Source organism: Mesorhizobium sp. WSM4809 (assembly GCF_055811655.1).
Map to the genome: position 1 here is coordinate 85848 of NZ_JBVVQW010000016.1, position 16634 is coordinate 102481.

The window sequence follows — 16634 nt, forward strand, 5'->3', positions numbered from 1 at the left end:
AGTTGCCGGTTTGACTGGCCATCTGGTCAGGTCGCTGCGGTTCCAGCCGCTCCGCACATATAGTCACGATCAAGCCTGAACACACGGAGCCCTCCCATGGCCCTCGCCGCCGCCAAATTCCAAACCGATGATACGCTGCTCGACGCCTATTCGACGACGGTTGCCGACGCTGTCGACCGCATTGGTCCGGCCGTCTGCCGCATCGAGCGCGTTGGCGGTCAGGGCGGCCATGGCTCCGGCTTCGTCATTGCGCCGGACGGGCTGGTGGTCACCAACTTCCATGTCGTCGGCGATGCCAGGACAGTGCGCGTCTCGATGCCGGACGGCGCCTCGAGAGAGGGTCGTGTTCTTGGCCGCGATCCCGACACCGACATCGCGCTGGTGCGCGCCGACGGCAGCTTTGCCGACGTCGCACCGCTGGGCGATTCCAAGCGGCTGCGGCGCGGCCAGATCGCCATTGCAATCGGCAACCCGCTCGGTTTCGAATGGACCGTCACCTCCGGCGTCGTCTCCGCGCTCGGCCGCTCGATGCGCGCCTCCACCGGCCGGCTGATCGACGACGTTATCCAGACCGACGCAGCGCTCAATCCCGGCAATTCCGGCGGACCGCTGGTGTCGTCGGCCGGCGAGGTCATCGGCGTCAACACCGCCATGATCCACGGCGCGCAAGGCATCGCCTTCGCTGTTGCCTCCAACACCGCCAATTTCGTCATTTCCGAGATCATCCGCTTCGGCCGCGTGCGCCGCGCCTTCATCGGCGTCTCGGCCGACACCGTCAATCTGCCGCGACGCGCCGCGCTCCTGTCGCAAGTGTCGACCAATACCGCGGTGCGGCTGCGCAGCGTCGAGAAGGATGGCCCGGCGACCAAGGCCGGCTTGAAGGAGGGCGACATCATCGCCGCAATAGACGGCCGCCCGGTCACCGGCGTCGACGACCTGGTGCGCGTGCTCGACGCCGAGCGCATCGGCCGCGAGACACAATGCACCGTGGTGCGCCGCACCGGCGTCAGCCAGGTGACGGTGATGCCGGTTGCGCGAAGCTAGTGCAGTCGCCCAGAAGTGTGCCGCGGTTCTGGGACAACGACATGTATCAAAAGAAAGACTTTAAGGCCGCCGTTGCTCACTCCCCCTTCGAGGGAGCAACGGGGACATAGGCTCCCTTCAGGAGAGCTACGAGTTGCGCCTGATGATGCGTGCCTGTCTTGTCGAAGATACGACCAAGATACGTGCTGGCCGTGCGATAGGTGATGTTGGCGCTTGTCGCCGCCACACCAAGGCTATCCCCCGATGCCAATGCCGCTGCCAATCGCGCCTCGGCCGGCGAGAGGTCGAAAAGGCCCGTAGGGATGGTCGGCGAAGGCACCAGATTCGTCGGGTTGAGAGCCGTGGCTGCGATCAGTATGTCGGCGCCTGAGAGAAGTTCGTGCGCCAGACGGCGAAGAGGGATGAGGTGAACGATCATGGCCTCGCTATTCTCGCTTGGCGCTATGGGCACGGAGCGACCCGACGCAGCGTCACCAGTCCCGCTTGCAATCGCCTGCTGAAACAACTTGTTTGCCTTGGCATCGGCAAGGGCGAGCCCATCACGGGCCGTCGGCACGAACACAAGGGGCAGAGCGTCAAGCAGTTGATTGGTCGCCAGAACGCGTCCCCTGCTCGTCATCACCGCGGCCGGCAGGCCGATCGCCGCAAGCGCCGTAGTCGTAGCGCGCGCTCGTTCCAGCCGCTGGCGCGCACCAATCAGGCCGGCGCGCGCCAGATGCGGCCTCATGCGGTTGAGCTGGTCCAATTCGTCTCGGGATGGCCGATCATTGGTCAGCCAACGCTCCATCGTAAACAACAGAACTTCGCCTGTAGGCAGGGGTATGAACGTACCGACTTCGCCACCGATTCCCAATGGCAGCGTCCGGTCGAGCCGCGTCCGATTGTTCTCGAGCGCCTCCTTGGGGAAGTAATCCTCGTCGTAGACGAATTCCGAGGGTGGGGGCAGCGTCAGCAGGAGTTGGGAGACACTGCTGCTCTTGAACCCGCCTTCCGCAGAGATGCCCTCCAGTATCGGCCGGACCAGGTCCGACGCGATGAGCATCGGGTCCAGCCGATCATCGAACAAACCCATACCGCCTCCGGCCGAGTTCGACAGTTCGCTCAACCTGTCGAAGACGTCTGGCCATAAATCGGGGACGAACGCCGCTTCATAAATTCGATCGACAAGATCTTCGGTCATTCAATGGTCCGCTCGCCACCTGCACTCGCATGATTGCATCGCACCTCTGCTCAGAAAGCAAAACTTTCTCGGCTTGGCATTACCGGATGATCATAAATTGCGTAGGGAACAGCCAACACGAAAACACCGTTCAGGTGCCCACCGCCCCCTCCGCGTACTGCGCCAGAAACGCCTCGCTGGGCGGAATCGGCTTGATGACGTCGATCAGCACGCCATTGGGATCCCGGGTGATGAAATGGCGCTGGCCGAAGGGTTCGTCGCGTAGAGAGCGCAGGATCGGCAGCCCGGCCGCGACGATCCGTTCATAGACCGCATCCGGGTCCCTCACCTCGAAGTTGATCAGCAGGCCCGACGCGCGGCCTCGCCCCTCTTCCGGGATCGTCTCATGATCGCCCTGGACGATGCCGAGATTGACTCTTCTGTCCTCCACCGATTGCAGATGCACATACCAGTCGCTTTCGAATAGCGGCTGGAAGCGAAAATGCTCGACATAGAACGCCGTCGTGCCGGCGACGTCGCCGGTCATCAGCACCGGGTAATAGCTCGTCGTCTTCATCTTTCCTTCTCCCGTCGATTAACATACAGTCTGCATGTAACTTCAATTAACATACAGGCTGTATGTATGCAACGCGATTCCGCGCGTCGTTCCAACCGTGACCGCACCGAGGCGACGCGCGCCGACCTGATTGCCGCGGCACGAAAGCTGTTCACCGAAAAATCCTATGCCGAGACCAGCACGCCGGAGATCGTCGCTGCCGCCGGCGTGACGCGCGGCGCGCTCTATCATCACTTCGCCGACAAGCAGGCGCTGTTTGCCGCCGTGGTCGAGCAGGAGGCGATGGCGGTGGCTGAGGAGATCGAGCGCGCTTCGCCGCCATCGCTCAATGCCCGCGACGCGCTCATTGCCGGCTCCGACGCCTATCTCACTGCGATGCGCGCACCCGGCCGCACGCGGCTACTGCTGCTCGACGGCCCGGCCGTGCTTGGCCGCGCCGCCATGGACGCGATCGACAACCGCCACGGCAACCGCTCACTGCGCGAAGGGCTGGTCGCGGCGATGCGGGCGCAGACGATGACGAGATTGCCGGCCGACGCGCTGACCGCGCTGCTCGGCTCCGCCTTCGATCGTGCCGCCCTGGCCATCGAGGCCGGTGCGTCAGCTCAGGACTACCGCGCCGTGCTCATGGCACTGATCGATGGCCTGTCTCTTCCTCAGGCACCTCGCCCGGTTCGAACTCGTTGAAGCAGCCGAGCTGGCGCTTGAACTGGTCGATCAGCCAGGCCGCCGCGGGCTTCGGGCTGCGATCGTTGCGGTGCATGGCAAACAGCGGCGAACTCACCTCCCTGAAGGATTCGAGGTCGATTTCGACCAGCCGGCCACTCGCCAGGTCGTCTGCTATCAGCCAGCGCGGCAGCCCGCCCCAGCCCAGCCCCTCGCGCATCAGCATATGCTTGGTGCGCACATCCGTCAGCCGCCAGGTGCGGTAGGCGAAGACGCCGAAGTCGCGCCCCTTGGTGCGCTCCGACTGGTCGGTGACGACAAGCTGCGTGTGTTCGCGCGCATCCTCGATCGCCACCGGCTTCGGCAGCAGGGCCAGCGGATGGCTGGGCGCGGCGGCCAGCACGATCGACATGAAGCCGATGCGCACGAGATGCACATCGACATCGCCCAGCAGGCCGCCAATACCAAGGTCGGCCTGCCCGCTGACGACATGATCGGGGATCAGGCCGAGCGTACCGATATGCAGGCGCAGCATCACGGTCGGAAACTGCGCCTCGAACGCCTTCAGCACCCGCACCAGCACCGGCGACGGCAACGCTGCGTCGACCGACAGCGCGACTTCAGCCTCGAGCCCTTGGTGATGGCCGTCGACGCGCGAACGGATGCGCTGCAGCACGCCGATCATGCGCCGCGCATCCTCCAGCATCGCCCGGCCGATCTCGGTCAGTTGCGGCTCGCGGGTACCCTCGCGCTCGAACAGTTTCAGCCCCAGCTGCGCCTCGAGATTGGCTATGCCGTAGCTGATGACGGACTGTGCCCGGTTGAGCCTGCGGCCGGCGGCCGAGAAGCTGCCGGCTTCGGCGACTGTCACAAAGATCTGAAGTTGATCGAGCGTCGGATTGGGCTGCATCGTGATATCTAACTTATAGATGGATCGTATAGAAAATATACCAGTTTATTGAATGGATCGAAAGCCCCATATCTGGCGGGACAAATCATTCCAACCGCTGGAGAGCCCAAAATGTCCATTCTTCTCATCACTTCGAGCCCGCGCGGCGCCGCCTCCCATTCGACCCGCATCGCTACCGAATTCGCTGAAAAGCTCGTCGCCGCCGATCCGTCGAACACGCTCGTCGTGCGCGACCTCGTCGCCAATCCGCTCCCCCATATCGACGCCGACTACGCGAGCGGCATCTACGTGCCGGCGGAAGCGCGCACTGCGCGCCAGGCTGAGGTCGTCGGCGTCTCCGATGTCGTGCTCGACGAGCTGTTTGCTGCCGACACCGTGATCCTGGCCACAGGCTTCATCAACTTCAACATCTCCTCGACGCTGAAGTCCTGGGTCGATCATATCTCTCGTTCCGGCAAGAGCTTTTCCTATGGCGAGAACGGCCCCAAGGGTCTCGTCACCGGCAAGAAGGTCTATATCGTGCTGGCTTCGGGCGGCATCTATTCCGAAGGTGCGGCCGTGCAGTTCGATCACGCCATTCCCTACCTGCGCGGCGTGCTCGGCTTCCTCGGCATGACCGATGTCGATGTCATCCGTATCGAAGGCGTCGGCATGGGTCCTGACGCGGTGACCGCAGCGCTCGCCAAGGCGACCGCCAAGGTCGATGCCGTGGTGGCAGCCAGCCAGGGTGTCGCGGCTGCCGCATAGGGAAAAGACTTAAATTGGAGGGCAGGCGCTTGGCGCCCGCCCTTTTTCAATGCGCTCCCCGCTTGTTTTCCTGACAGTAAACAGCGCGAAGCGACCAGAGTCCTTTGGGTGTGACTTGACGATCCACCTTGGTTCACTCACAATCACAATGAACCAAGTGGATCGAAACCATGACGGCTTTCACCGTACGCCTCCCCGACGACACGACAAACAGGCTCGACCAACTTGCCGAAAAGCTCGATCGCTCGCGCTCTTATGTGGCCGCCAAGGCCATCGAAGACTTTGTAGCTCGTCAAGAGTGGCAACTCGCTGAGATAGAGGCCGGATTGGCCGAGGCCGAGCGCGGTGAGTTCGCCAGCGAACAAGAGTTGGCCGCCGTGATCGGGAAATACGTCAAGCCCGCCGGCTGATCCATGAGCCGCAAGACAATCCGTTGGACCAAGCGGGCTTTGCGTCGGCTTGGCGAAATCGGCGCGCATATCGAGAAAGACAGTCCCGAAGCTGCCGCCCGTGTCATTGGGCGCATCTTGTCCGCAGCGGAGTTGCTTACCGAACAGCCGGCTATGGGTCGCGTTGGACGCATCAAGGCGACGCGAGAACTCGTTTTGGCCGATATCCCATATATCGTCCCCTATCGCGTAAGCGAAGATGCCGTCGAAATACTTACCGTCATACATGCCGCCCAACAGTGGCCAAAGAGCCTCTAAGCCAACTGGCCGCTGCCTTTCTAGCCGATGAAATGCCTGAGCAACCCCGCCGAAGCGACTCCGATCAGCACAGTCGGCAGCATGGAAAGCCGCGTGGCGGCCACCAGCGTAACAGCCAGCGCCAGAATATCCGCCGGGGACTTCGACACGAAGGCCGGTGCGATGACCGCAATCAGCACGCAACCGGGCGCAGCTTCCATCACAGCCGTGGCACGCCCGCTGAGCGTACGGTTGCGCAGCACGACATAGCCGCCGATGCGCGTGAGATAAGTGACGCCGGCCATCAGCACGATGGTGAAAAAGGTCGTTGCATCGATCATGCATCACTCGCCATCAGCCAGGCCGCGACCAGACCCGACATGGCGCCCGCGGCGACATACCAGGCGCCGGGAACGAAGAGATAGACCAGTGCCGCCACGACCAGGCTGACCAGCCAGGGTCGCGCCGCCGCCATCCCCGTCCACATGCCGCGCATCAGCACCAGGAAGACAGCCGGGAACGCCATGTCGAAACCATAGGCCCCGACGTCGCCGAGCATCGGACCGAGCAAGGCACCCAGCGTGGTGAAGACCACCCAGGTGAGATACATCGCCAGCGCCGCGCCCATATAGTAGCGCGGGCTGAAGGCCGGCATGATGCCGGCAGCAGTGCGCTGTCTGGCATCGGCCAGGCCCAGCGCCCAGCTCTCGTCGCACATAAAGAAAAGCGCCGGAAACACCTTGCGCCGCGGCAGGTGGCGCAGGAACGGCGCTAGTGCCGCACCCATCAGCAAATGACGGCTGTTGACCAGGAAGGTGATGGCGACGATGAGCACGATGTGCGGCGGCGACGTCCACAATTGGATCGCCGCGAATTCCGAACCGCCGGCGAAATTCAGCCCTGTCATCGCGGACAGTTCGACCGTGCTCAGCCCTTTTTGCGTGGCCTGGGCGCCGAGCACCAGCGCATAGGGTATGGTGCCGAACAGCACCGGCGCGCAGGACGCCACGCCACGGCGGAATTCGGATCGCGAACCATTGCCCGCCGCCTCGACTGCCTGTGAAATGCTCATGTGTCTCCACTGGCGCGCCTCGCGGCCGCCGCTGCCCTGCGTTTGAACTCTCATGACACTGGCGGCAAACATACCCACAATTCTCAGCAATATGGTTGCGAATATTGTTGTACTTCAACTAGGTTCGGCATTGAGTGCCATTAATTTCAAAATAGATGGAATCTAGAGCCATGAAGCTGGATGAGATCGACAAGCGGATCCTGCGGGCGCTGCAGCGCGACGGCCGCATGGCCAACAACGATCTGGCCAAAGAGGTCGGCCTGTCGCCCTCGCCTTGCCTGCGGCGCGTGAAGCTGCTGGAGGAAGCCGGCATCATCGATCGCTACGTCGCAGTGCTGAACCCCGGCAGCATCGGCAAGGGCCTCACCTTCTTCACCCGCATCTGGCTGAAAACGCAGGATGAGGACACGATCGAGCATTTCGCCACCGAAGTCGCCAAGCTGCCGCAGGTGATGGAGTGCTATTTGATGCTCGGCGATTGCGACGCCATGGTGCGCGTGGTGGCGGCCGGCATCGACGATTACCGCCGCTTCCAGTCGGAGCATCTGAGCCGCATCAAGGGCGTGCAGAACGTCAAGACCGACGTCCCCAGCCAGACGATCAAATACACGTCGGAACTGCCGATCTGAGCTGCCGAAAACGGCGTCACATCAAACTGGATAAAAAATGCAACCGGATTGTAGGATCGAACCCGGTGCCGGCGTCCTTCGTGCAAGCAGCGCGCAGCGCTGCCTTTAGGCATGGGAGATTTGAATGAGCCTTTCCTATCGTTGGGTCATCGTCGCCGCTGGCGCGCTGATGTCCTGTGTCGCCATCGGGACGATGTTTTCGCTGGCGATATTCCTGGAGCCGATGGCGATCGACACCAACTGGTCGCGCGCCGGCATTTCCAGCGCCATGACGCTCAACTTCCTGGTGATGGGCCTTGGTGGCTTCGCCTGGGGCGCGATATCGGACCGTTTTGGCGCCCGCATCGTCGTGATGATCGGCGCGGTGCTGCTCGGGTTGGCGCTGGTGCTGGCCAGCCGCGCCGGTTCGCTGCTGAGCTTCCAGATCACCTATGGCGTGCTGGTCGGTCTCGCGGCAAGCGCCTTTTTCGCGCCGATGATCGCGCTGACCACGGGCTGGTTCGACACCAACCGCAGCCTTGCCGTCTCACTGGTCTCGGCCGGCATGGGCGTGGCGCCGATGACGATCTCGCCCTTCGCCCGCTGGTTGATCTCCGCCTATGACTGGCGCACCGCCATGTTCGACATCGGCATTACCGCCTGGGTGCTGCTGTTGCCGGTGGTGCTGCTGGTGCGCCAGCCGCCGAAGCCCGTCCTGGTCGACACCGGCTCCGCGCCGGTTGCCGAAGGTGCCGGCCTGACAGTCGGCCAGGCGCTGCGCTCGCCGCAATTCATCGTGCTCGGGCTGACCTTCTTTGCCTGCTGCGCGGCGCATTCCGGACCGATCTTCCATATGGTCAGCTATGCCATGCTGTGCGGCGTCGCCCCCATGGCAGCGGTCTCGATCTACAGTGTCGAAGGTCTGGCAGGCCTTGGCGGCCGGCTCTTCTACGGCGTGCTGGCCGACCGGCTGGGCGTCAAGCCGGTGCTGATCGCGGGCCTGGCGATCCAGGCGATCGTCATTGCCGCCTATCTGTCGATCAGCCAGCTTGAGCAGTTCTACATGCTGGCCGTTATCTTCGGTGCCACCTATGGCGGCGTCATGCCGCTCTATGCGGTGCTGGCGCGCGAATATTTCGGCCAGCGCATCCTCGGCACCGTGTTCGGCGCCGCCACCATGCTGTCCAGCCTCGGCATGGCATTGGGACCGCTTGCCGGCGGCATGGTGTTCGATGCCTACGCCAACTATTCCTGGCTGTTCATCGGCTCGGCTCTTATCGGGCTCGGCGCGGTCGGCATCGCCATCGCGTTCCCGCCACTGCCACGCAGGGAACTGCAGCCGGCTTAGTTCGGGTCGACTTCCAAACCTTGCTGGCCAGGCGCGCAATCAGCCTGGCCCGTTCGGTTCGCCGCGGATCCTGTCCCCTGTTTCATCCGCTCCCCCTTGTGCGAGTGCGGAAGTCCCCGGCCACGTTTGCACCAAGCGCGACCTTCGCGCACCCGTCCACACAGTGAGGGTACCACTTGAGCCGAAGGCGCGCGGCTCCGCCACGGCCAGGCTTGAATGGCAGGCAACGGTCGATGGATCGAAAAGCTCTCTTAAGCATTTAAGCTTTGGCTAATAGTAGCCTCAGGAGAGAAACGATGAAAAAGACGCTGCTCATTTTGAGCCTGCTCATTCCGCTCTCGGCGTGCTCCCGTACCGAACAAGGCGCCGCCGTCGGCGGCTTGGGTGGCGCGGCCGTAGGCGCCGCAGTGGCCGGAGACCCTGTGGAAGGGGCGGTTGTTGGCGGTGCGGTGGGAGCGATAGCCGGGGCCGTCATCGGCCACGCCAGCGAAGCCGGCCAGTGCAGATATCGTGATCGGTACGGCCGGGTTTACGTCGCGCGGTGCCCGGACGGCTACTGATCTCAAGACGCGTGATCTCCTTCGATCACGCGTCTGCTTGGGGTTAATCGAATGGCCTATCGGATCAAAAAGTTGCCGGGTTTCTTGTTTGCCGCTGTCGGCGCTGCCGCGTTGAATATCGCGTCCACGATTGCGATTTCGGCCGCGCTGGTTGATGCGAAGACGATTGCCGATCACTTCTCATCGGTGAAATCTATGTCAGGGGATTTCGTGCAGTCGGGCCCGAAGGCGGAAAGAAAACATGGCAGGTTTTTTCTCCAACGCCCGGGCAAGATCCGGTTCAATTATGCTGGCCAATCTGGGATCAGCGTGATTGCGGATGGTAAATCCCTGGTGGTTTACAACAGGAAACTGAAGACATCGCGGCTCTATGCTCTCTCGAAGACGCCGCTGAAGCTGCTGCTCGACAACAAGGTCGACTTCTCCGGCAGTCGCCTCAAGAGCATCAGAGACGACGGCGCCCAAGTTACCGTCAAGCTGGCCGACAGATCGGCTTTCGGCAACTCGAACATCTCCATGGTGTTCGACAGAAAATCGCTCGATCTGCGCAGATGGAGCCTCACCGACGAGAAGGGACTTACCACAACGGTGACTATATCAAATGTGAAGCAGGGCGTTCGCGCTCCCGAGGGCACCTTCGTTATCGATTATGCGGCGAACCGTGAATTCAACACCACAACGAAATAGCGGCGGCCGCAGAATGGTCACAGCACCGGAACCAATATGATCAGCGGCGGTTTAATCCGTGAAGGGACCGGAACCGCAAAGGACGCGGCACAATGATTGAAATTCACAGCATCGAAGCGGCCAACGCCAGACTGCGCATAAGGAGAGCTGAGCACTCTCTGAAGCGCGCGAATGACTTGCTGGACGAGGAAGGCGGCGTCGCTCTTAATCTGGCATTGTGCGGCCGGATAAGGGCCGCGAGAAGGCATCTGATCGAGGCCAGGACCCGCCTGATGACGATCGATCCCGCCAGGACGAGTTGATCCGCCGGCGGTCGTAGGTCAACCCGGACCGAGAGGTCCATCGTGGTGCAAAGACCGGCATGGTTAGGCAGTGCCCTGCTGGGATCTACCCAAAAATCCGGTCGCCCTGCTCGTCGACCAGTTGGATGCCCTTTTTGATCGAGATGTCGACGGCATCGTCGAGCCCGGCGAAACGGTCTGCGCGGATGAATTTGTGTTCCTTCACCACACCGTCGATCTCCTTGGAGACGACGCCGCACGTCTGGTACTGGCCATCCGCCTTGTAGGGCGTGGCGCTGATCAGGAAGCCCTTGTGCTCGACCTGCTTGGCTGGCGCTGCACTCGTCGGCTCAGCCGCCTGGGTTCCGCCGCCACCACCGCCGAAAAGACGCTTCAGAAAAGACATCGGGCTTCCTCCAACAGCATTCATCCCGCACCATGTAGAGTGACGCGGGATGAATTTCACTATCGGTCCTTGGCCCAGCGGGCAAGGGCTGCGTCCGGTCGGCTGGACAAGCTTACTTGTGCGACAGCGCTTCCAGCGCCTCGGCGGCGCCTTCGAGGATGGCGATCGCCTCGGCCTGCTTGTCGGCCGGGGCGTCGACGAAGTCACCCAGAGCCGCGCGCAGTCGGTGGCGGACTGCGCGGAATTCGTCGCGCGCTTCCGAACGATCCCCGCGGCTACCCCGGCCGCCACGACGCCCGCCCTCTTCACTCTCGTCGTTCCAGCCGAACCAGTCGCGCGCCTTGGCCATTTTGCGGCCGAAGCGCTCGAGATGGTCGAGCACGCCATCGATCATCTCGCGGTTGTCGGCGAGATGCGCCTGACCAGCTTCGGTGATCGAAAACACCTTCTTGTTGCCGTCGGCGGCGGAGGCGGCATAGCCGGCCTCTTCCAGGAAGGTCAGCGTCGGGTAGACCACGCCCGGGCTCGGGCTGTAGATGCCGCTGGTGCGCTCCTCCAGGGCCTTGATGATGTCGTAGCCGTGGCGCGGTGCCTCGGCCAGCAGCGACAGCGTGATCAGCTTGAGGTCGCCGTCGGCCAGCATGCGCCCGGCGCGGAACATGTCGCCCGGGCCTCCGCGCCCGCCACCGCGACCGCCCTGCCCGAACGGGCCAAAACCGCCGCCCCCTCTGCCACCGAATTTGCCGGCCATGTGCATGAACATCCGTTCGCCGAAATGATTGTTCCCAAAATGTTTGTGCATTGATTGCTCCTTGAGTTGTATCTTACGATATGTCTTAATTAGGCAAGCCAATCGACGGAGTCAAGATATATCTTACGATGTATCTGAATGCGGCGCCAGAGGCTTGCTTTCATTGGAACGTGCCGCTAGAAGGCCGGCGAGCGCCTCGGCTGCTCCGTAAGCGTCTGACGTCAAGCAACGCATCCAACCCGGTCTTCCGGGCAATTTTGCCGGCCACCGGCGAATGGATGCCAATGCGACGGACCGGACACTTTCAGGGAACACCCGAAATGAATGCAAGATATCAGCGCAGGAAACTGCCTGCGCGCTATGCCGCTGTTCTCAGCCCGCTGGTGCTGTCGCTGTTGATGACCTTCATCGTCTCGTTGATCTCGACGTTGAAAAGCCTTGGCTTCCACCCCGACCTGCCGTCCATCTGGCTGACCGCCTGGGGTCTGTCGTGGCTGGTGGCGTTTCCGACGCTGCTGCTGGTGCTGCCGATAGTGCGCCGCATCGTCGGCGCGCTGTGCAAGCCGGCCAGCCGATAGCGCGCACGAAAAAGGTCCGGAGATGTCCTCCGGACCTTTTGCCCTGCGGTCATCAATGACGAACCGCTACCAGCGGCCCTTGCGGCGGTTCCAGGCATAGAGAAGATCGGCGAAGCGGTCGTAGGCAAAGCGTGTCAGCGGCAAGACAAACGGATTGCCGAACACCATCGCCAGCCAGCCTTCGCCCGGCGTGACCTTCCACACGGCGATGGCAACGTCGGCGCCGACCAGCAGCCTGCCCGCCGCATCGGTGGCGTGCAGCCGGCGGCGGATATCCTCAAGCGACGCGCCAAGTCCGGCAAGCGCTGCCGGTTCAAGATTGATATCTCGGAACTCGATCCGCCCGGCCTTGACCGCCTCGATCAGCCGCCGCTTCTGCCTGCTGATTCCGGCATCGCAGACCGGGCAGCGCGTGTTGTACCAGACGGTCAGCATCTATCCGTGGCCATGCCTGTGGTGCAGGTCGGGATAATGCGGATGCCGGTGGCGCATCGGGGCATGCCGGTGCCAGTGCGAATGCGGCTCGCTCACCGGCCCGTCATGATGGTGCTGGTGGTGCTCGTCATGCAAATGGCTGTGCTCGTGTTCCAGTTCCTCATGATCGTGCTCGTGCTCATGGTGTTCCGACAGATGCAGCCACAGGCCAACGCCCATCAGAAGTCCGGCGACAGCCAGCTTGAGCGTGACGGCGTCACCCAGGATGGCGATTGCCAGCAACGCGCCGATGAAGGGAGCGAGCGAGTAATAGGCCCCTGTCCGCGCGGTGCCCAGATGACGCAGCGCCACGATGAACATCACCAGGCTGACCCCGATGCCGAAGAAACCGACTGCGGCGGTCGCTGCAATGACCGACGCCGGGGGAAACAAGGCCCCGCCGGCAAGCGCCAGCCCGACATTGACGACACCCGCCACCAGCCCTTTGAGCATGGCGATCACCACCGGGTCGGTGGCGGAGATCCTGCGCGTGAAATTGTTGTCGATCCCCCAGGCCAGACAAGCCCCTGCCACCATCAGGGCGCCACGGTTGAAGGCGACGCCCTCACCTTGCCACGACAGAAGAATGGCACCCGCCAGAATGGCGAAGGCGCCAAAAAGCAGGCGCCGGTCGACATTCTCGCGATAGACGAGCCAGGCGATCGCCATCGTCGCCAGCCCTTCCAGGTTGAGCAGCAGCGCCGAACTGGACGCCGTGTTGAGGGTCAATCCGAACAGCAGCAGCACCGGCGCGATAACGCCGCCCATGCCGATCGCCAGCGCCAGCCAGGGAATATCCCCAGCGGTCAGTTGCGCCTCCCCGGCCGCGGCCTGCCTGCCCCGAAGCAGGCGGTACAAAGCGAGGCCAAGACCGGCACCGAGATAGAGCAGGCCGGCCAGCATGAAGGGATTGACGCCATTGAGCAGCAGCTTGCTGAGCGGCGGCGTCGCCCCGAACAGGGCGGCCGAGCCAAGCGCGAGTGGCACGCCGGGCCACAGATGCGAATGGGAATGCGGTTCGGACATGATCTCACCCTATGATGGCAGGTGTGTCACTTGCGGCGCATGGCCGCCTTCGGCCCGATGCACTTGTTGTCGCGAAACAGCGCCCACTCCTCGCAAAGGCGCCCATTGGGCAAGCCGCAGAATCCATATTCATTACCGGCCTTGTCCTTCCTGATCACCAGGCGCCCGCCGATATCGACACAATGGACGGATGCCGGATTGGCCATGCCGACCGGTTTTTGCGCACTGGCGCCGGCGGAAAACGGCAGCGACGACAAAGCGGCAAAGCTGGCGACCAATATCGAAACCTTCTTCATCGCGATCTCCCCGGCCACATTCTATCACGGCGAAGCGCCCCGTCTTGCGGCAAAGCGCCACCAGGCCGGCACCAACCAGCGACTTCGAGAAACCCTGCCGATTCCTTCACCCGAGCGAGGTGATGATCTCGCGGTAGGCTAATTCGGGAAAGGCCTTCAGCGTCCGCGTCCTGACATTGCCCGCTGCCGCCAGCATCAGCGAGAAGCGCGCCAGCACCGCGTCGTCGGGCGCTTCGACCACCGCCACCATATCGTATTCGCCCATGGTCAGGTAGAACGTCTTGAACGATCCGCCCATGTCTCCCAGTTGCCTCCTGGCGGCGTCGAGCCGCTTCGGTGACTCGCGTATGTTCCTGGCACCTTGCTCCGTCCAGTTCATCAGCACGATGTAGCTTGTCATGGCACACCTCCCTCCGGGGCCACGGAGCACGGCGGCTTCGCCGGGGCGGGCATCCGGGTTGTCGCCCAGAAAATGCATCCGACACCGAATTATCCTCCCGAAGGGCCTCGCCCGCAAGAGTGCGTCCCACAACAAAAAAGGGCGCCATCGGCGCCCTTGAACTTTTTGCATCGGTAAGTCTCAGCTATCCAGGAAGCTGCGCAGCTTGCGCGACCTGCTCGGGTGCTTGAGCTTGCGCAGCGCCTTGGCTTCGATCTGGCGGATACGCTCGCGGGTGACCGAGAACTGCTGGCCGACTTCTTCCAGCGTGTGGTCGGTGTTCATGCCGATACCGAAGCGCATTCTGAGCACGCGCTCCTCGCGCGGCGTCAGCGAGGCCAGCACGCGCGTGGTGGTCTCGCGCAGATTGGCCTGGATCGCCGCGTCGATCGGCAGGATCGCCATCTTGTCCTCGATGAAATCGCCCAGATGCGAATCCTCCTCGTCGCCGACCGGCGTTTCGAGCGAGATCGGCTCCTTGGCGATCTTCAAGACCTTGCGCACCTTTTCGAGCGGCATGGCAAGCTTTTCGGCCAGTTCTTCCGGCGTCGGTTCGCGGCCGATCTCGTGCAGCATCTGGCGCGAGGTGCGCACGATCTTGTTGATCGTCTCGATCATGTGCACCGGAATACGGATGGTGCGCGCCTGATCGGCGATCGAACGCGTGATCGCCTGCCGGATCCACCACGTCGCATAGGTCGAGAACTTGTAGCCGCGGCGGTATTCGAATTTGTCGACCGCCTTCATCAGGCCGATATTGCCTTCCTGGATCAGGTCGAGGAACTGCAGGCCGCGATTGGTGTATTTCTTGGCGATGGAGATGACGAGGCGCAGATTGGCTTCGACCATTTCCTTCTTGGCGATCGCCGCTTCGCGCTCGCCTTTCTGCACCTGATTGACGATCTTGCGGAATTCCAGGATCGAGATCGCCGTTTCGGTGGCGAGGTTCTGGATCTCGGCGCGCAGGTCCTTGATCGCATCCTTCTCGTTCTTGGTGAATTCCTTCCAGCCGCGCGAGGTCAGATTGCCGATCGAGCGCGTCCAGTTCGGGTCGAGCTCGGAACCCTGATATTCCTTCAGGAACTCTTCGCGGCGCACGCCGTAGCTTTCGGCCAGCCTGAGCAGCTTGCCTTCGTTCTGCACCAGGCGCTTGTTGATGTCGTAGAGCTGCTCGACCAGCGCCTCGATGCGCGCCGTGTTGAGCGACAGCGACTTCACCGCCTTGATCAGCTGGTCCTTGAGCTCCTTCAGCCGGCGGTCCTGGCTGGGCGACAGCGTGCCGGCGGCGGCCAGACGGTTCTCGACCTGCTGGTCCTGCAGCTTGCGCAGCTTTTTGTAGGTGTCGGCGATAACGTCGAGCGTCTCCATCACCTGCGGGCGGAGTTCCGCTTCCATCGCGGCCAGCGACAGGCTCGCTTCGTCCTCGTCTTCGTCGTCGTCATCCGTCAGCCCACGCGTATCGGCGCCGACATTCGTGATGTCGTCTTCGTCGTCGCGCGAACGGCGCGGCTTGTCCTCGACCTTGGCTTCCTCGACGCGCTCGACCACCGGCGCCTGCTTGGCCTCGGGGCCGGCATAGGTGGCTTCGAGATCGATGATCTCGCGCAGCAGGATCTTGGATTCGTTGAGTTCGTCGCGCCAGATGATGATGGCCTGGAAGGTCAGCGGGCTTTCGCACAGACCCGCGATCATCGTCTCGCGGCCGGCCTCGATGCGCTTGGCGATGGCAATTTCGCCCTCGCGCGACAACAGCTCGACCGAGCCCATCTCGCGCAGATACATGCGCACCGGATCGTCGGTGCGATCGGTCGGTTCTTTCTTGGTGGTGGTGGCGGCGACCGCGGTGCCGGTCTGCTCAGCCAACTCGTTGGCGTCTTCCTCGGCATCGGCCGCGGTGTCGGCGGCCTCGGGCTCCTCGCCCTGCTCGTCGTCCTCGACCACGTTGATGCCCATGTCGGACAGCATCGCCATCGTGTCCTCGATCTGCTCGGAGGTCACTTCCTCTGAGGGCAGCACCGAATTCAGCTCGTCCATGGTGACATAGCCGCGCTTCTTGGCGGCCTTGATCATCTTCTTGACAGCATCATCGGAAAGGTCGAGCAGAGGGCCATCGGTGGCGCCTTCGCGTTCGGTTTCGACCTCTTCCTTTTCCTTTGTCGCCATAGTCTTTATCTTCTCCTAGCGGCCGAACTTCAAAGCCGCGTAAGCTGTCGGACCAGTCAAATCGGATGCGCTCGCTTATGAAACGCGCTTCACCGGGCCAGTAACTGCATCAACTCGTTTCGTTTGGTGTATGTCGTTGCCCAAATCGGTTTCCCC

The 16634-nt window shown here is 62.6% G+C and carries 22 protein-coding genes; 10 read left to right on the forward strand and 12 right to left on the reverse strand.

The features are described 5' to 3' along the window. Positions 1 to 96 precede the first annotated feature (96 nt). Positions 97 to 1044 carry a S1C family serine protease gene (locus tag AC0L24_RS27660; protein ID WP_473564423.1) on the forward strand — a complete coding sequence of 316 codons (948 nt, stop codon included), beginning with the start codon at positions 97 to 99 and terminating at the stop codon, positions 1042 to 1044. A gap of 76 nt (positions 1045 to 1120) precedes the next feature. Here AC0L24_RS27660 and AC0L24_RS27665 read toward each other — a convergent pair whose 3' ends face one another. Together AC0L24_RS27665 and AC0L24_RS27670 are read right to left on the reverse strand one after the other, a co-directional pair. Further along, positions 1121 to 2224 (reverse strand): helix-turn-helix transcriptional regulator, encoded by a 1104-nt coding sequence (locus tag AC0L24_RS27665; RefSeq protein ID WP_473564424.1) that lies wholly within the window; start codon positions 2222 to 2224, stop codon positions 1121 to 1123. Between the two features lie 130 nt (positions 2225 to 2354). After that, positions 2355 to 2780 (reverse strand): VOC family protein, encoded by a 426-nt coding sequence (locus tag AC0L24_RS27670; RefSeq protein ID WP_127809623.1) that lies wholly within the window; start codon positions 2778 to 2780, stop codon positions 2355 to 2357. Between the two features lie 66 nt (positions 2781 to 2846). Here AC0L24_RS27670 and AC0L24_RS27675 point away from each other — a divergent pair, with 66 nt between their 5' ends. Continuing rightward, positions 2847 to 3467: a TetR/AcrR family transcriptional regulator gene (locus tag AC0L24_RS27675; RefSeq protein ID WP_127809622.1), complete on the forward strand. Its 621-nt coding sequence runs from the start codon at positions 2847 to 2849 to the stop codon at positions 3465 to 3467. On the opposite strand, the gene AC0L24_RS27680 is transcribed toward AC0L24_RS27675, so the two are convergent. Then, the gene (locus AC0L24_RS27680) at positions 3406 to 4356 is read right to left on the reverse strand and encodes a LysR family transcriptional regulator (protein WP_127326301.1); all 951 of its coding nucleotides are present in this window, start codon (positions 4354 to 4356) and stop codon (positions 3406 to 3408) included. The genes AC0L24_RS27675 and AC0L24_RS27680 overlap by 62 nt on opposite strands. A 111-nt stretch (positions 4357 to 4467) precedes the next feature. Here AC0L24_RS27680 and AC0L24_RS27685 point away from each other — a divergent pair, with 111 nt between their 5' ends. From AC0L24_RS27685 to AC0L24_RS27695, 3 genes are all read left to right on the forward strand, one after another. Further along, the gene (locus AC0L24_RS27685) at positions 4468 to 5103 is read left to right on the forward strand and encodes an FMN-dependent NADH-azoreductase (RefSeq protein WP_127268106.1); all 636 of its coding nucleotides are present in this window, start codon (positions 4468 to 4470) and stop codon (positions 5101 to 5103) included. Between the two features lie 170 nt (positions 5104 to 5273). Beyond that, complete coding sequence (locus AC0L24_RS27690; RefSeq protein ID WP_127256140.1) at positions 5274 to 5513, forward strand: CopG family ribbon-helix-helix protein; 240 nt, start codon at positions 5274 to 5276, stop codon at positions 5511 to 5513. Between the two features lie 3 nt (positions 5514 to 5516). Beyond that, complete coding sequence (locus AC0L24_RS27695; protein ID WP_127268105.1) at positions 5517 to 5810, forward strand: type II toxin-antitoxin system RelE/ParE family toxin; 294 nt, start codon at positions 5517 to 5519, stop codon at positions 5808 to 5810. 20 nt (positions 5811 to 5830) lie between these two features. Here the strand turns inward: AC0L24_RS27695 and AC0L24_RS27700 are convergent, their stop codons facing one another. Together AC0L24_RS27700 and AC0L24_RS27705 are read right to left on the reverse strand one after the other, a co-directional pair. After that, entirely contained in the window at positions 5831 to 6130 is a 300-nt protein-coding gene (locus tag AC0L24_RS27700; protein ID WP_127326299.1) for an AzlD family protein, read from the reverse strand. Beyond that, the gene (locus AC0L24_RS27705) at positions 6127 to 6861 is read right to left on the reverse strand and encodes an AzlC family ABC transporter permease (RefSeq protein ID WP_127399415.1); all 735 of its coding nucleotides are present in this window, start codon (positions 6859 to 6861) and stop codon (positions 6127 to 6129) included. Before AC0L24_RS27705 ends, AC0L24_RS27700 begins: the two co-directional genes overlap by 4 nt. A gap of 170 nt (positions 6862 to 7031) precedes the next feature. On the opposite strand from AC0L24_RS27705, the gene AC0L24_RS27710 reads away from it, so the two are divergent. The 4 genes from AC0L24_RS27710 to AC0L24_RS27725 all read left to right on the forward strand — a co-directional run bounded on the left by AC0L24_RS27710 (position 7032) and on the right by AC0L24_RS27725 (position 10064). Beyond that, a complete protein-coding gene (locus tag AC0L24_RS27710) occupies positions 7032 to 7490 on the forward strand; it encodes an Lrp/AsnC family transcriptional regulator (protein ID WP_127268102.1) in 459 nt (152 codons plus the stop codon). Positions 7491 to 7614: 124 nt separating this feature from the next. After that, complete coding sequence (locus tag AC0L24_RS27715) at positions 7615 to 8817, forward strand: MFS transporter (RefSeq protein WP_128288897.1); 1203 nt, start codon at positions 7615 to 7617, stop codon at positions 8815 to 8817. Between the two features lie 296 nt (positions 8818 to 9113). Continuing rightward, positions 9114 to 9377, forward strand: a complete 264-nt coding sequence (locus AC0L24_RS27720) for a YMGG-like glycine zipper-containing protein (RefSeq protein WP_127268100.1) — start codon at positions 9114 to 9116, stop codon at positions 9375 to 9377. 51 nt (positions 9378 to 9428) lie between these two features. After that, a complete protein-coding gene (locus AC0L24_RS27725; protein WP_127396260.1) occupies positions 9429 to 10064 on the forward strand; it encodes an outer-membrane lipoprotein carrier protein LolA in 636 nt (211 codons plus the stop codon). A 387-nt stretch (positions 10065 to 10451) separates the two neighbouring features. Here AC0L24_RS27725 and AC0L24_RS27730 read toward each other — a convergent pair whose 3' ends face one another. Next, positions 10452 to 10751 (reverse strand): HlyU family transcriptional regulator, encoded by a 300-nt coding sequence (locus AC0L24_RS27730; RefSeq protein ID WP_127326294.1) that lies wholly within the window; start codon positions 10749 to 10751, stop codon positions 10452 to 10454. A 112-nt stretch (positions 10752 to 10863) separates the two neighbouring features. After that, positions 10864 to 11553 carry a PadR family transcriptional regulator gene (locus AC0L24_RS27735; protein ID WP_127326293.1) on the reverse strand — a complete coding sequence of 230 codons (690 nt, stop codon included), beginning with the start codon at positions 11551 to 11553 and terminating at the stop codon, positions 10864 to 10866. A 269-nt stretch (positions 11554 to 11822) separates the two neighbouring features. Between AC0L24_RS27735 and AC0L24_RS27740 the strand changes: the two genes are divergently transcribed. Continuing rightward, positions 11823 to 12080, forward strand: a complete 258-nt coding sequence (locus tag AC0L24_RS27740; RefSeq protein ID WP_127396261.1) for a DUF2798 domain-containing protein — start codon at positions 11823 to 11825, stop codon at positions 12078 to 12080. A 66-nt stretch (positions 12081 to 12146) separates the two neighbouring features. Here AC0L24_RS27740 and AC0L24_RS27745 read toward each other — a convergent pair whose 3' ends face one another. The 5 genes from AC0L24_RS27745 to rpoD all read right to left on the reverse strand — a co-directional run bounded on the left by AC0L24_RS27745 (position 12147) and on the right by rpoD (position 16478). Beyond that, positions 12147 to 12515 carry a thiol-disulfide oxidoreductase DCC family protein gene (locus AC0L24_RS27745; RefSeq protein ID WP_127809620.1) on the reverse strand — a complete coding sequence of 123 codons (369 nt, stop codon included), beginning with the start codon at positions 12513 to 12515 and terminating at the stop codon, positions 12147 to 12149. Further along, on the reverse strand, positions 12516 to 13580 hold the full coding sequence (locus tag AC0L24_RS27750; RefSeq protein ID WP_127809619.1) for a DMT family transporter: 1065 nt from the start codon (positions 13578 to 13580) through the stop codon (positions 12516 to 12518). Positions 13581 to 13606: 26 nt separating this feature from the next. Continuing rightward, complete coding sequence (locus AC0L24_RS27755; protein WP_127809618.1) at positions 13607 to 13876, reverse strand: putative hemolysin; 270 nt, start codon at positions 13874 to 13876, stop codon at positions 13607 to 13609. Between the two features lie 106 nt (positions 13877 to 13982). Then, the gene (locus tag AC0L24_RS27760) at positions 13983 to 14276 is read right to left on the reverse strand and encodes a GYD domain-containing protein (protein ID WP_127396265.1); all 294 of its coding nucleotides are present in this window, start codon (positions 14274 to 14276) and stop codon (positions 13983 to 13985) included. Between the two features lie 180 nt (positions 14277 to 14456). Continuing rightward, on the reverse strand, positions 14457 to 16478 hold the full coding sequence (rpoD, locus tag AC0L24_RS27765; protein ID WP_013530149.1) for an RNA polymerase sigma factor RpoD: 2022 nt from the start codon (positions 16476 to 16478) through the stop codon (positions 14457 to 14459). Positions 16479 to 16634 lie beyond the last annotated feature (156 nt).